16 protein-coding genes are annotated in these 14,515 nt (G+C 35.6%); 12 read left to right on the forward strand and 4 right to left on the reverse strand.

What is annotated here, in order from left to right:
- Positions 1-20: 20 nt before the first annotated feature.
- The 6 genes from AB1K81_RS01935 to AB1K81_RS01960 all read left to right on the forward strand — a co-directional run bounded on the left by AB1K81_RS01935 (position 21) and on the right by AB1K81_RS01960 (position 4,796).
- On the forward strand, positions 21-1,259 hold the full coding sequence (locus AB1K81_RS01935) for an MFS transporter (RefSeq protein WP_412974963.1): 1,239 nt from the start codon (positions 21-23) through the stop codon (positions 1,257-1,259).
- A 14-nt stretch (positions 1,260-1,273) separates the two neighbouring features.
- Positions 1,274-2,026: a cell wall-active antibiotics response protein LiaF gene (liaF, locus tag AB1K81_RS01940; RefSeq protein WP_412974964.1), complete on the forward strand. Its 753-nt coding sequence runs from the start codon at positions 1,274-1,276 to the stop codon at positions 2,024-2,026.
- Positions 2,027-2,040: 14 nt separating this feature from the next.
- Positions 2,041-3,078, forward strand: coding sequence for a sensor histidine kinase (locus AB1K81_RS01945; RefSeq protein WP_412974965.1), 1,038 nt, complete (start codon positions 2,041-2,043; stop codon positions 3,076-3,078).
- A gap of 40 nt (positions 3,079-3,118) precedes the next feature.
- Positions 3,119-3,757 carry a response regulator transcription factor gene (locus AB1K81_RS01950; protein WP_412974966.1) on the forward strand — a complete coding sequence of 213 codons (639 nt, stop codon included), beginning with the start codon at positions 3,119-3,121 and terminating at the stop codon, positions 3,755-3,757.
- A 130-nt stretch (positions 3,758-3,887) separates the two neighbouring features.
- Positions 3,888-4,316: a disulfide oxidoreductase gene (locus AB1K81_RS01955; RefSeq protein WP_412974967.1), complete on the forward strand. Its 429-nt coding sequence runs from the start codon at positions 3,888-3,890 to the stop codon at positions 4,314-4,316.
- A 3-nt stretch (positions 4,317-4,319) separates the two neighbouring features.
- Positions 4,320-4,796 carry a thioredoxin family protein gene (locus AB1K81_RS01960; RefSeq protein WP_412974968.1) on the forward strand — a complete coding sequence of 159 codons (477 nt, stop codon included), beginning with the start codon at positions 4,320-4,322 and terminating at the stop codon, positions 4,794-4,796.
- A 71-nt stretch (positions 4,797-4,867) separates the two neighbouring features.
- On the opposite strand, the gene AB1K81_RS01965 is transcribed toward AB1K81_RS01960, so the two are convergent.
- Positions 4,868-5,362: an antibiotic biosynthesis monooxygenase family protein gene (locus tag AB1K81_RS01965; RefSeq protein WP_412974969.1), complete on the reverse strand. Its 495-nt coding sequence runs from the start codon at positions 5,360-5,362 to the stop codon at positions 4,868-4,870.
- Positions 5,363-5,766: 404 nt separating this feature from the next.
- On the opposite strand from AB1K81_RS01965, the gene hemE reads away from it, so the two are divergent.
- From hemE to hemY, 3 genes are read left to right on the forward strand one after another with little or no spacing between them, the layout of a single operon-like run.
- Positions 5,767-6,795: a uroporphyrinogen decarboxylase gene (gene hemE / locus AB1K81_RS01970; RefSeq protein ID WP_412974970.1), complete on the forward strand. Its 1,029-nt coding sequence runs from the start codon at positions 5,767-5,769 to the stop codon at positions 6,793-6,795.
- A gap of 37 nt (positions 6,796-6,832) precedes the next feature.
- Positions 6,833-7,768: a ferrochelatase gene (hemH, locus tag AB1K81_RS01975; protein WP_412974971.1), complete on the forward strand. Its 936-nt coding sequence runs from the start codon at positions 6,833-6,835 to the stop codon at positions 7,766-7,768.
- A complete protein-coding gene (hemY, locus tag AB1K81_RS01980) occupies positions 7,768-9,171 on the forward strand; it encodes a protoporphyrinogen oxidase (RefSeq protein WP_412974972.1) in 1,404 nt (467 codons plus the stop codon). The genes hemH and hemY overlap by 1 nt, the downstream gene beginning before the upstream one ends.
- Before the next feature lie 253 nt (positions 9,172-9,424).
- Here hemY and AB1K81_RS01985 read toward each other — a convergent pair whose 3' ends face one another.
- From AB1K81_RS01985 to yhfH, 3 genes are all read right to left on the reverse strand, one after another.
- Positions 9,425-9,883 (reverse strand): DIP1984 family protein, encoded by a 459-nt coding sequence (locus AB1K81_RS01985; protein ID WP_412974973.1) that lies wholly within the window; start codon positions 9,881-9,883, stop codon positions 9,425-9,427.
- 120 nt (positions 9,884-10,003) lie between these two features.
- Positions 10,004-11,818: an oligoendopeptidase F gene (pepF, locus tag AB1K81_RS01990; RefSeq protein ID WP_412974974.1), complete on the reverse strand. Its 1,815-nt coding sequence runs from the start codon at positions 11,816-11,818 to the stop codon at positions 10,004-10,006.
- A gap of 214 nt (positions 11,819-12,032) precedes the next feature.
- Positions 12,033-12,152: a protein YhfH gene (gene yhfH / locus AB1K81_RS01995; RefSeq protein WP_412976102.1), complete on the reverse strand. Its 120-nt coding sequence runs from the start codon at positions 12,150-12,152 to the stop codon at positions 12,033-12,035.
- A gap of 106 nt (positions 12,153-12,258) precedes the next feature.
- Here yhfH and AB1K81_RS02000 point away from each other — a divergent pair, with 106 nt between their 5' ends.
- The 3 genes from AB1K81_RS02000 to AB1K81_RS02010 all read left to right on the forward strand — a co-directional run bounded on the left by AB1K81_RS02000 (position 12,259) and on the right by AB1K81_RS02010 (position 14,428).
- Positions 12,259-12,990, forward strand: a complete 732-nt coding sequence (locus tag AB1K81_RS02000; RefSeq protein WP_412974975.1) for an MBL fold metallo-hydrolase — start codon at positions 12,259-12,261, stop codon at positions 12,988-12,990.
- A gap of 79 nt (positions 12,991-13,069) precedes the next feature.
- Positions 13,070-14,065 carry a lipoate--protein ligase gene (gene lplA, locus AB1K81_RS02005; RefSeq protein ID WP_412974976.1) on the forward strand — a complete coding sequence of 332 codons (996 nt, stop codon included), beginning with the start codon at positions 13,070-13,072 and terminating at the stop codon, positions 14,063-14,065.
- 210 nt (positions 14,066-14,275) lie between these two features.
- The gene (locus tag AB1K81_RS02010; RefSeq protein WP_412974977.1) at positions 14,276-14,428 is read left to right on the forward strand and encodes a hypothetical protein; all 153 of its coding nucleotides are present in this window, start codon (positions 14,276-14,278) and stop codon (positions 14,426-14,428) included.
- The last annotated feature ends 87 nt before the right edge of the window (positions 14,429-14,515 follow it).

The following is a 14,515-nucleotide window of genomic DNA, read 5'->3' on the forward strand; positions in this document are numbered from 1 at the left end:
AGAAAGAAGGGAGCATTTTTATGGATGCTATAGCAGAACAAGAAGAGTTAAAGGTTCCAATATTTAAAAATCGTAATTTTGTTCTTTTATTAATAAGTGCATTATTTTCGTCTCCGGGTTATTTTGTTTACTTGATAGGTGCAGAGTGGTTGATGTTAAACATTACGGATAATCGTTTTTACTTCGGCTTATTATTTTTTGTAGCAGCAATTCCAAGATTAGTTCTATTAATGGTTGGTGGGATAATTGCTGACAGAATGAATAAACGGACGATTCTATTTTTATCTGATTTTTCACGAGCAGTACTGATTGGTATTTTAATTATTTTGATAATTACCGATACCGTAGCTATATGGCATTTACTAGTTCTATCTGGATTATTTGGTATATCGGATGCGTTTAGTTATCCAGCAATGAACTCACTTATTCCAACATTATTAAAGGATGAGCAGTTACAACGTGGGAATTCGTTTATTCAGATGACATCTCAGATTAGTCCAATCCTTGGGCCTGCATTAGGTGGGACACTTATAGCTCTGTTAGGGTTTGCTGGAGTATTCACAGTAGCATTTGGGATGTTATTACTAGCTTCTATTGCTGTTCTATTTATACGTGTCGTACAGAAAAGAGAAGAAGGAGAAGAAAAACATACACCTTTAGCTGACTTAAAGGAAGGTTTTCAATATGCTAGAAAAAATGAACTTATCATTTCCGTAGTAGTTATGGCGCTGTTTCTTAATCTATTCTTCTCTGGCCCTATTGCGATCGGAATGCCTGTGATTGTTAAAGATGTGTTCGCTGGTAGTGCAGTTAGCTTAGCTACCATTCAAACTTCCATGGGTATTGGAGCTTTAACTGGAGCCATTCTTCTGGCTAGCTTTAAGTTAAAGAAACCAGGTATGGCAGTAATTTCTAGTTTAATTGGTTTAGGAATTGTTTTTAGTACTACTGGACTCTCTGCAAATGTTTGGATGATGGCAGGTTTAGTTGCGCTTATGGCAGTATTAACTCAAATTATTAACATTCCTTTAATTACAATGCTACAGCAATCAACAGATAAGAAGATGCTAGGTAGGATGATGAGTATGTTTATGACGGTATCCACCGGTCTAACACCTGTTTCTTATATTGTAACGTCATCTTTGATTGCGGTTGGAGTAAGTATACAGTGGATTATTGTTGTGAGTGGAATAATTGTAACCCTTATAGCAGTCTATAACATAAGAAATAAAAAATTACTAGAATTCCAATTAGTATAAGGGAGAGAAAAACAATGAAAGTAGGATTCTTTAGATATTTAATTGCGGTAGTATTAATCCTATTCGGTGCAATACTAGTGCTAGAAAATTTAGGGGTGACGGAACTAAATAGTAAGAGTGCATGGGGTTATATATATCCATCTTTATTTGTCCTGTTCGGTATAAAGTGGATAATTGATCGCATGAGACATAGAGGCGGAAGCTGGATATGGGGTTCGTTCTTCTTTATCTTTGGATCATTACTTCTTTTAGACCAATTTGAAGTATTACAATTTACATTTAAAGATGTTTTTAAATTATGGCCATTATTAATTGTCTATTTTGGCTTCCTCTTTATAGGTAAGTCTAATAAGCCTAAAGTGATGATTTATAATGATGAATCTAAAGTAGAGGAAGATGGGAATAGTTCTTTTTTTACAGTAGGAAATCATGAATTCAATCAGCCGAATTGGAAAGTGGAACCAACAACGGTAAAGACGTTAGCTGGTGACTTCTATTATGATTTTTCTAAAGCTTATATACCGGAAAAGGAAATACCAATTAGTATTAGTTCTCTTGCCGGGGATGTTCATATACTAGTTCCTGAGAACTTGGAGTTTCAAGTCCATGCATCCGTTAAAGCGGGGGATATTGATATAGTTGGGCAAAGTGTTGATGGTATTAACCGCTCCCTCAGTTATGCAACACCTAATTATGATTCTGCAACAAGGAAAATTAACTTAACATTAAAATTAAAAGCTGGCTCAATTCGGGTTGATTATGTATAAAAGGGGGGCAGAGTATGAAAAAGCGATTCTCAAGTATTCGCTACAGCTATATTATCTCACATTTTAATGGATTGTTTTTAACATTTATTACAATTCTAGCTGTGTTACTTTCCATCTATGTTTTGTTTAGTCCTGATTGGCTAACTTCGAATAGCATCTTTCTATTTATTGGATTGTACGTGGTTATTGGCTTTTTTGTTTCCATTTATGCTGGGTTTCGCTCTAGCGGAGATTTGAAGCAAAGAATGGATTACTTATCGGTTTTAATTACCCAGTTTGCAAATGGGAACTATCAATCGAAAATCTACTTTAATGAAGGAGACGAACTTACTAGAATTGCAAATGAATTAAACGAGCTTGGAGGAAAGTTGCAAAACCAAGTGAAATCACTCCAACGTCTAGCCGATGAAAAGGCCGAGTTAGCAAAATCTGCACATAAGTCTGCTGTAATTGAAGAAAGACAACGAATTGCAAGGGATCTTCATGATGCTGTAAGTCAGCAGTTATTTGCCTTGACTATGATGTCAGAGGCATCTATCAAACAACTAGATTTAAATCCAGACATTGCAAAGGAACAAATGACAGAGGTTGCCAATGCTGCTCATCAAGCACAATCCGAAATGCGAGCATTATTACTTCATTTAAGACCTGTTCATTTATCAGGAGATCCGTTACCAAAGGGAATCCAAAAACTTGTCCAAGAATTAAGGCAAAAGTCACAAATTGATTTTCAATTAGAAGTAGAGGATACGTTAAAGTTATCAGAAGCAATTGAGGAACATGTATTTCGAATTATCCAAGAGTCTTTATCAAATATTTTACGCCATGCTAATGCAACAGAAGTTAAGTTAGAAGTAGTAAAACGTGGTAAAGAGCTTTTCCTACACATTGTAGATAACGGTAAAGGCTTTGATTTATCCAATGATAATGCTAAAAAGACCTCTTATGGACTCAAGACAATGAAAGAAAGATGTGAGGAGTTAGGTGGCACCTTTACGATACGTTCGAATATTGATGAAGGAACCTATATAGATATTCGCATACCGTGTTAAGGATTATGTAGTAAAGTGGAAATAGTTGGGGGGAAGGGAAATGATTCGTGTAGTTGTAGTAGATGATCATGAAATCGTACGGAAAGGAATTATCGCCTACTTGCAAACAGATCCAGAAATTGATGTAATTGGTCAAGCGAGTAGCGGCAATGAAGGTGCACAGTTAATTCTTAAAGAGAAGCCAGATGTTGTACTAATGGATTTAATGATGGATAATGGAACGGGAATTGATGCGACAAAACTAGTAATGCAAGATTATCCTAATTGCAAAATTATTATTCTGACAAGCTACTATGATGATCAACAAGTTTTCCCAGCTTTAGAGGCAGGAGCATTTAGTTATATTCTAAAAACATCATCTGCAGATGAAATTGTTTCTGCCATTAAGAAAGCGGCTAAAGGAGAAAATGTGATTGAATCAAAAGTTGCTAGTAAAATGATGACTAGCTTTAGAGGTGCATCTCGTAAACCACACGATGAATTAACGGAAAGAGAGATGGAAGTGCTACTGTGTATTGGTAACGGAATGACCAATCAAGAAATAAGTGATAAATTATATATCGGAATTAAGACAGTGAAGACTCACGTCAGTAATATTCTAGCAAAATTAGATGTCCATGATCGAACGCAGGCTGCAGTTTATGTTCATAAAAATAATCTATTAAAACAAGAGGGGTAAGGTATTACACCCCAAATATACTAATTTTAGTATATTTGGGGTGCACTACCTAAATCCTCTTTTTTGTTTTTTTAATGAATTCCTAGTATAATACTAGGGAAATTAAAACTATTCGAGGAGAAACCTTAAAATGGATCATACGAAGAAAAGGGAAAATGTTCTACTTGGTATTTGGGGAATATCAATAATTGCGACATTAGGTAGTTTGTTTTTCTCCGAAATAATGGGCTATGAGCCGTGTGAGCTTTGTTGGTACCAACGAATTTTAATGTACCCACTAGTCATTATTTATGGTACAGCATTATTTAAAAGAAACGTATCGATTGCTTTACCTGGTCTCATCTTAAGTGGAATAGGTATGTGTGTATCTACATATCATTATCTTGTACAGAAATTACCTGTGTTAAAAGAAGCAGGTGGAGCATGTGGGTTAGTTCCTTGTAATTTTGAATATGTAAATTATTTTGGATTTATTACGATTCCATTTATGGCTGGTACAGCATTTATATTAATTTTTGTTACACATCTATTTTTATTAAAACAAGCTAAGGGGGAATAATCCATGCAAAAGAAGATGTTAATTATTATTGGTGCAGTAGTTGTATTGTTCTTTGCACTTTATTTTGTAATAGATTATAAAAATGACAAGGCATTAGATGAAAATAATCCATATGGTAAAAAGGATCTTCATCAAGCAACTATTGATCAGTTAAATAATCCTGATTATCAAAATCAAATTTTACCAGATGAACTTATCGAAAAGGTCGAAAATGGTGAAGCGGTGACAGTTTATTACTACAGTCCAATTTGCTCATATTGTAAAGCGACTACTCCATATCTCGTTCCACTCGCTGAAAACATGGGTGTCGAAATGGTGAAAATGAACTTGTTAGAATTCGCACCTGAAGTGAGTCAATTTGGAATTCAATCTACACCAACTCTTGTTCATTATGAAGATGGCAAAGAAGTTGTACGACTAGAAGGCCAACAAGAAGAATCGGTTTATGAACAGTTCTTCGAGGAATATGTACTAAATTAATTTCAATACATTAGAAAGGGCAATCCTTTCACATGCTTTTTTGTGTGTGAAAGGATTGCCCTTTTATTTTATTACGATTCATCCTTTTCAATCATTCTATATGTTATTACAAAGGGTCTATCAGCAAAGTATGCTGGTGGTTTTGTTTCAGCGTGTGCCATTTTAAATCCTTCTGAGTCTTTCCATTTTTCATAGCTTGCAGCAGAATCCCACTGAGTCAAAACAATATATGTATTTCCTCTCGCTGGCTTTAGTAATCGGAGTGCTTGAAAGCCTGCCTGATTGTCCACATCTTTTCGTCGCTTTTTAAAGTTGTCTTCAAATAATGGTCTACCTTCATCGATGATAGGGATATTGTTCATGACAACAAAACCGGTATCTTGTAATTCCCCAGATTGGACAATGACTTCGTAATCCCGTCCTGCTTGAAAGACTTTCTGGCTAGTCCCTTCATAATAAGCCACATCATTGGATGGACCGCTCATATAATGAAATTTTATAGCTGGATATTTACTAGATAATTTAATTAAAAAATCAATGGTACCATTCGTTAAATAGGCATTCATAAGTAAACTCCTTTTGTAATTATTAATAATAATTATTAGTAAACAATTCTTATCACTTTAAGTTTAGAAGAATTATCGATATAATAGTAATTGTTGATTTTTAACGTTCATTATTATTACTATCTATTTTACCGTATAATCGAGCTTATTATAACCTAAACTGCTTATTTAAGATGTTAGAAAGAGTTGTTTACTAAACGACTCCATTCGACATATATTTCCCAGGTAATAATTTTTTAGGGATGGTTTTTAAAGTAATTCTAAATTAGACAAATTAATGACAAAAGCGGTTTATTTCTATACTTATTTTGTCGAAATAGGTATAGTAGAAAAGGAACGAATTGGAAGTGAACGTTTAAATACTACTACATAAAAGGAATGGATAAATCCAAAAGGGTGAGAAAATGAAGATAAATGATACGATTATTCGCGCTTATAAAGGCGAAGAAACAGATTACACACCTGCTTGGTTTATGAGACAAGCAGGTAGATCACAACCCGAATATAGAAAGCTGAAAGAACAGTATTCTTTATTCGAAATAACGCATCGACCTGAAGTATGTGCATATGTAACTAGACTTCCTGTTGAACAGTATAATGTGGATGCTGCAATTTTATACAAGGATATTATGTCACCACTCCCGGCAATAGGGGTAGATGTTGATATCAAAGCTGGAATCGGGCCAGTTATCGGGAATCCGATTAAAACGATTCAAGATGTAGAAAATCTTGGTACGATTAATCCTGAAGTAGACGTTCCTTACGTATTGGAGACAATCCGTTTACTTACAGAAGAGCAATTAGCCGTACCATTAATTGGATTTAGCGGAGCACCATTTACATTAGCTAGTTATTTAATTGAAGGTGGACCTTCGAAAAATTATGGTAAAACGAAAGCATTTATGTATGCAAATCCGGATGCCTGGTTTGCATTAATGGACAAACTAGCTGACATGACGATTACTTATGTCAAAGCACAAATAAATGCAGGAGTTAAGGCAATTCAAATATTTGACTCTTGGGTTGGAGCATTAAATGCTCGAGATTACCGAACATACATCAAACCAATTATGACGCGTATCTTTGCAGAACTACATAATGATGACGTACCACTTATTATGTTTGGTGTCGGTGCAAGTCATTTGTTATTAGAATGGAATGATCTACCTGTTGATGTTATTGGCCTTGATTGGAGAACAACTATTAAAGAAGCAAGGGACTTAGGTGTAACAAAAGTATTACAAGGTAACTTAGACCCTGCGATCTTATTATCGGATTGGGCTACAATAGAAGCACGGACGAAAGAAATTCTAGATCAGTCCATTAAAGATGGGCATCATGTGTTCAATCTTGGACATGGTGTAACTCCAGATATCAACCCAGAAACCTTAAGAAAATTATCCGATTTAATTCATTCGTATTCTAAACGCTAAACACTTGAACAAAACTTTCATGAAGAGGTGTAGGAAAATGGAAAGAAAACCAATGGGACTTTTAGTAATGGCGTATGGTACTCCATATAAAGAGGAGGATATCGAACCATATTACACACATATTCGCCATGGTAGAAAACCTTCTGAAGAAGCATTACAAGACTTGAAAGATCGTTATAAAGCAATTGGTGGAACATCCCCTTTAGCGAGAATTACAGAGGAACAAACAAAAGCTATTGAAACTAAGCTGAACGAAATGCAAGATGAATATGAATTTAAAGCATATATTGGCTTAAAACATATTACGCCGTTTATTGAGGATGCAGTTAGTGAGATGGCTCAAGATGGTATTAAAGAAGCTGTTTCCATCGTATTAGCACCACATTATTCTACTTTTAGTGTTAAATCGTATAATACCCGTGCTAGTGAAGAAGCGGAAAAACATGGTATTGAGATTAAATCTGTTGAAAGCTGGTATAATGCTCCAGGATTTATTCAATATTGGGCTGAACAAATTACTGCAGAATATACAAAAATGTCTGATGAGGAACGAGATAAAGCAGTACTTATTGTATCTGCTCATAGTCTTCCTGAAAAAATCTTACAAAACGGTGATCCGTATCCAGACCAATTAGCAGAAACTGCTAAATTAATCTCTGAAAAGGCTGGGATTAAAGACTATGCCCTTGGATGGCAAAGTGAAGGGAATACACCAGATCCTTGGTTAGGACCAGATGTACAAGATTTAACAAGAGCGCTGTATGAAGAAAAGGGATATCGTGCATTTGTATATGCTCCGGTTGGCTTTATTGCAGACCATTTAGAAGTTCTCTACGATAATGACTATGAATGTAAAGTGGTATGTGATGAGTTAGGTGTAAGCTACTATCGTCCACCAATGCCAAATACACATCCTTTATTCATTGAAACGTTAGCAGGTGTTGTAAAAGATCGAGTAAAGCGTGATGCGTAATGGATAAACAAACTATCGTGATAATAGGTGGTGGGATAACAGGGTTATCCGCTGCCTATTATTTACAAAAAGAGATAAAAGAAAAGAATCTACCTTATCTAATAAGATTAGTCGAAGCAAGTGGTCGATTAGGTGGTAAAATTCATACATACAAGCGTGATGGATTTGTCATTGAACGTGGTGCTGATTCCATGATTGCTAGAAAAAAACCAGGCGTTAAGTTAGTAGAGGAGCTCGGGTTAAAAGATGAAATGATTCGAAATGGAACAGGTCAGTCATTCATTCTTGTACAGAATAAACTTCATAAAATGCCTAAGGGTGCTTTTATGGGAGTTCCGAAACTAATAGGGCCTTTTTTACGTACTGGTCTTGTTTCAACGACTGGGAAGGTACGGGCATTGTTAGATTTGATTAAATCTAAAGGTCCAGAGCAGTCAGACCAATCTCTTGGTTCATTTATGAGACGCCGTTTCGGAGATGAATTAGTTGATAATGAAATTGAACCATTATTATCTGGAATTTATTCCGGTGATATTGATGAGATGAGTTTAATGGCTACATTTCCTAACTTTTATCAATTGGAACAAAAATATGGTAGTTTAATAAAAGGATTAAAAGCATCAATCCCAAATCCTCCTAAATCTACTCAGAAGGCTCCTGGGGCGTTTTTCTCATTTAATGGTGGTCTAGAAACGCTAGTGAATAAATTAATAGAAAAGCTAGATAATGAAGTAGTGCAACTTGAATCTGCAGTAGACCATATTGAGAAAAAAGAATCTGGTTATCATGTTTTACTTACCACTGGAGAAGTGATAAAGGCAGTTTCCGTTATTGCGACTACTCCACACCAAACGTTATCGAAGATGTTTAGTAAATATGACTTTTTCCGGGTGTTCAATGATGTTCCTTCTAGCTCGGTTGCAAACGTCGCAATGGCGTTTGATCACTCCGCAATAAAAGAGGACATTGATGGTACTGGCTTTGTCGTTTCTAGAAATAGTGATTTCCGCATTACTGCATGTACGTGGACACATAAAAAATGGCCGTCTAGTACACCAAAAGGAAAAGCATTAATCCGCTGTTATGTAGGAAGGCCCAGTGACCAGGAAGTAGTTGATCTACCAGATAATGAATTGGTAGAGCTTGTTCTAAAAGACCTTAATAAAACAATGAATATTACAGCCAAACCAGAATTTAGTGTGATTTCAAGATGGAAAAATGTGATGCCACAATATACCGTAGGGCATTTGGAAAGAATTGAGAAGGTCCGAGAAGAAGTAAAAGAACATCTTCCAGGGGTTTATTTTGTTGGAAGTTCTTTTGAAGGTGTTGGTATTCCTGATTGCATTGATCAAGGGGAAAAGGCAGTTCTTCAAGTGATTGAATTTCTTAAAGAAAAGTAAATAGTAACAAGGCACTTGCTGACAGTAAGTGCCTTTTTTTCTTAAGTCCCCATACCCAACCCTCACGTAATAGAAAATCAGTACATGGTAATAAAACAGTAATAGTTAGTTGTACTTTTGTGACTGTAATGGGTATAAGTAGTAACAAGAGGACTCGAACCTCAGGGTTACCCCGAAACCCTTACCTTTTTTTCAGCGTGACCCTGCTGATGGGTTTGTACTCGCCTTTTCTATTTCGCTACCAACTTTATATCTATGACTCTATTACAGTTAGCCAGTTAAGCTCTTGAATTTTTGTATCTAACACACGATATTTTTGCGATAGCTCATCAACATATTTTTGTGTTTCTTTTATATTGATGGACGCTACATATTTTATTTCTGACCTTGAATATCGTTCATGGCGAACAGAAGCGTGTTCTATTAAGTCACTATATATTTTTCTTTCGTGTCCAAGCATTTCCCGTTCAGTTAAAGCATCTGCAAGTGTTTTACCTGCTTCAAACGTTGTTTTAGAGTTTGTGTAGTTAATTTTCTGAATGAGTTCTTTTAGCTCAGATAATACGTTTGAAAGTTCTTTTCTTAGTTCCTTTGGGTCTTCATTTGGTTCTTCGCCTTCTTGTGTTTTGGCGTTTACTATCAGCCGATTTTTTAATTGTTCTATTCGTTTTTGATAATCAGATCTTAATATTAGAGCTTCGGCTAGCTTCATCGTACATTCCCCTTTCATTCAATCTAAGCGAAATCTTATTAAATAGTTTTACATAATTTTCAGGATTTTACAATTAATAAACCGCCTATGTAATGATTTACATAGGCGGTTTATTAATTATTATTCATAGCTCTTTTCAAGTTCATCTACTAGTGACCCTACGAAAGCAACCGCTTCACGTATTGGATCTGGTTTAGACATGTCTACACCAGCTTGTTTGATTAAATCTAAAGGTTTTATTGTTCCACCTGCTTTCAGAACTTCTAACCAGCTATCTACAGCAGGTTTCCCTTCTTCTTGAATACGTTTCGCTACTGCAGTTGAAACAGTTAATCCTGCCGAATACGTATATGGATATAAGCCCATATAGTAGTGAGGTTGGCGCATCCAAGTTAGTCCAGCACCTTCATCAAATGTAACTGCATCACCCCAGAAGTTTTCCAGTGCTTCTTGCTTTTGTTGTGTTAGTACACTAGCAGTTAATGGAGTACCGGCTTCTGCTAGAGTATAAACACGTCGCTGGTATTCTCCTTCTAATAAGTGAGTGATAAAGTTATGATAATACGTTCCAAGTAATTGGGTGATTACCCAGCGCTTCATTCTTTTATCGTCTGTGGAGTCCATTAAATGATTTGCTAATAATAATTCATTTATAGTGGATGGTGCTTCAACAAAGTAAGTGGATGGTCTTGTATTAAATAACGATTGATATTTACCAGCAAGATAGAAGTGTCCCGCATGGCCTAATTCATGTGCTAATACAAACGCACCTCGCATAGTGTCTGTCCAAGTAATTAAGATATATGGATGAACCCCATATGGACTTGAGCAGAATGCACCTGTTGATTTCCCTACGTTGTCAGCTAAATCAACCCAACGCTCATTTAAGCCTCTTTCCATGATTTCTGTATATTCAGGACCCATAACTTTTAACGCATCTAAAATAACCGTTTTAGCTTCTTCATACGTTGTTTTTGGATTAAATTCTGGATCAAGTGGTGCTTTTAAATCACAGTAACGCATCTCATCTAAGCCAAGTTTTTCTTTTTTTAGTTTAGCATAGCGACGCATATGTGGTGCTAGCTCTTCCTGAATTACATTTAACTGATTTTCGTACATTTCTTTTGTTACTTGTTGTGGTGCAAGTAGCATATCTGTTACTGACTCATAGTTTCGTAAGCGAGACATTGTTACCTGTTTGGACACTTCAGTAGCATATGTTGCTGCAAACGTATTTTTGTATTGATTTAATGTTTTTACAAAAGAGTCGTATGCATCACGTCGGAGTTTGGTATCTACTTCTATTTCGTAACGGTCCTCGTATAGTGCAGCAGACATAGGTAGTTCATTTCCTGCTTCGTCTTGGATGGAATCGAACACCATGTCAGAAGCTTTACTACGGGAGTAAATCATATATGGAGCATCGTGTACTTCACTTAATGCTGCCAATGTTTCTTCAATCTCTGGTGCTAGGGTATGTGGTTTATCCTCCAAAATATCATCTAACATTTTCTTGTATGGTTTTAAACCTTCTTCTTCATTTAAGAATTGTTCAATTTTCCCTGCGGGTAGAGCTAGTAACTCAGATTGAACAAAAGAAAGTTTTGCCCCAATAGTGGCCCCGGTTGAAGAAATCCTTGCAGAATCACGTTGGTTGTCTGGATCGCTTCCATCCGCACTAGATTTTAAGCTAGCATATGTAAAGACTCTTACTAATCGCTCGCGGTAGTTTTCTAGAGTTGTAAGACAGTTTAATAATGTTTTTGCATCGTTTCCTAGCTTACCCTTATACTCCGTAATTTCTGTAACATCAGCTTGTACAGCTTGCAGTTCTTTTTCCCAATCCTCAAATGATGGAAATAGGTCGCTTAAGTCCCATTTTTGTTCCTCTGGTACTTCTGAACGCAGTAGTCTTTTTGTTTGGGTTGTTGTCATAACATATTCCCCTTCCTGAAAATTTATTTCGGTAGTCTAAGTATTATAATATAAAAATGGACAGAAGGATATTGTTTTGCATAAATTTTCTAAATAAACTTTTAAAATGTGTTAGCTAACCCTGTTGCAATCAAAAAAATACAGCTATTGAATAATAGCTGTGCAATAGTTGTTTCCTTTTCTATTAATGCTTACAATTGGTGGAGGAGAAATACTATCGAGCTGGGTGATCACATTCTTCACAAATGTTGATATAACAATCTGCCTGTTCATTGATATCCATACCGCATTTCTGACACTTTCTCTTAGGTAGATTTTGGAAAAACTCCAGCACACTCTTCAATGTGGTTCCTCCTTTACGTTGTTAAAATTATTGTATTATAACAGTATGCAGGTAGTCAATACTGTGTTACAACAAAAATGTTATGAGGTGATGTAGGATGAAACTTACTGTAATTGGATATTGGGGAGGATTCCCTGCTGCCGATGGCGCAACATCTGCTTATTTATTGGAAAAAGGAGATTTTACATTATTAATTGATGTGGGAAGTGGTGCACTATCTAAACTCCAAAAAATTAAACATGTATTGGATATTGATGCTGTAATACTTTCCCATTATCATCAAGATCATATAGCTGATATTGGCGTACTTCAATATGCTTGGTTAGTGCAATCCTATGTAGTAGGAAACAAGGATGTTTTACCAATATATGCTCATACAGAAGATAAAGAAGGATTTGAAAAATTAACTCATGAATATACAGAAGGCATTGCATATGATCCAAATGAAACGTTAACGATAGGTCCTTTTTCGATTACGTTCTTAAAGACGAAACATCCTGTTCCATGTTATGGCATGAGAATTACAGATGGGGAACATGTGCTTGTTTATACTGCAGATACTAGTTATCAGGAAGAGTGGGTTTCCTTTAGTAAAGATGCAGATGTCTTGATAACAGATTGCAATTTTTATGAAGATCAAGACGGATCTAAAGCCGGGCATATGACTAGTGTCGAAGGGGCTACTATTGCTAAGGAAGCTAATGTGAAAGAATTAATACTCAGCCATTTACCTCAGTACAGGGATACAGAAGATTTAGTGAAACAAGCGAGTAAGATTTTTAATGGGAAAATACGACTCGCAAAGGAAGGACTTACTTGGGGAATTTAGACGCTTTTCTTTGCCTAGGAATGCTATTTCCGATAAACTAATATTTGGAAATGAATTAACTAATTAGGAGGGGGATTCGATGAAATTTATCGATAACCAAGGCATTACCGATCCAATGATTAATTTAGCTATCGAAGAATATATACTACAAAATTTTGGTGAGAAGGATACATACTTATTATTTTATATTAATAAGCCTTCTATCATTATTGGAAGAAACCAGAACACGATTGAAGAGATTAACACAGATTATGTGGAAGATAATAATATTAAAGTAGTACGTCGTCTTTCTGGTGGTGGTGCGGTTTACCATGATGAACAAAACCTTAACTTCAGTTTTATTACGAAGGACGATGGGGAAAGCTTCCATAACTTTGCTAAATTCTTAAAGCCAGTTATTGAAGTATTAAATGAGCTTGGTGTTCCTGCTGAATTACAAGGAAGAAATGATGTTGTCGTGGAAGGACGTAAAATTTCTGGTAACGCAATGTTTTCTACAAAGGGTCGTATGTTTAGCCACGGTACATTAATGCTTGATTCTGAAATTGAAAATGTAGTAAAAGCACTTAAAGTAAAGAAAGAAAAAATAGAATCAAAAGGGATTAAATCCATCCGTAGCCGTGTTGCCAATATTTCTGAATTCCTTGATGAGAAAATTTCAATGGAAGAGTTCAAAGAGCGTATTTTAAAACACATCTTTAAAGTGGATGATGTGAAAGACGTTCCACGTTATGAGTTAACGGAGGAAGATTGGAAAAACATCCATAAAATCTCGGAAGAACGTTATCAAAAATGGGAGTGGAATTATGGTAAATCACCTGCATTTAATGTACAAGCCTCTCATAAATTCCCATCAGGCCTATTAGATGTACGTTTTGATGTCAAAAAAGGTGTCATCGAAAACTGTAAGATTTATGGTGATTTCTTCGGTTTAGGAGATATTGTAGATCTTGAGGAAAAACTAATTGGTGTACGTCATGAAAAACAAGCAATTGAACAAGCACTGGAAGACATTGACGTATCACACTACCTAGGTAAAATTACAAAAGAAGATTTTATTAACCTACTATACTAATGACTAAAACCAGCTCCATTCCACGAGCTGGTTTTTTTGTGGGACAGGGGGACAGGTTCCATGACCCAGAGTGAAAGAGACGAGCTAATTGTCGCAAGTTCATAGAGTGTAGAAAGAACAACAGAACAAAGACTCTCCTAGTAATTTGCTATCAGATTTGTATGAAAAAAATGGAAACTATACATACTAACTAAAAAGGAGGAGACGACATTGAAGAAGAGAGATGGAAGACCAGAGTTAGAAACCTTTACTATATTAAATCCTAATTTCATAGTACCCGCAGAGGAAACGGAATTAGAAACAAAATCAGAAAATCAATTATCAGAAGGAAATATTTCTGAAAATCAGCCATTTGACGAATAAAAAAGTACTATTAATATATTTTGTTGAAAATTACCTACCATATGTTTAATTTTGATGGAAAATCTGGTAAATTAACATATAGCCTCA

This window comes from Ornithinibacillus jepli (assembly GCF_047228935.1).
Lineage (GTDB): Bacteria > Bacillota > Bacilli > Bacillales > Amphibacillaceae > Ornithinibacillus.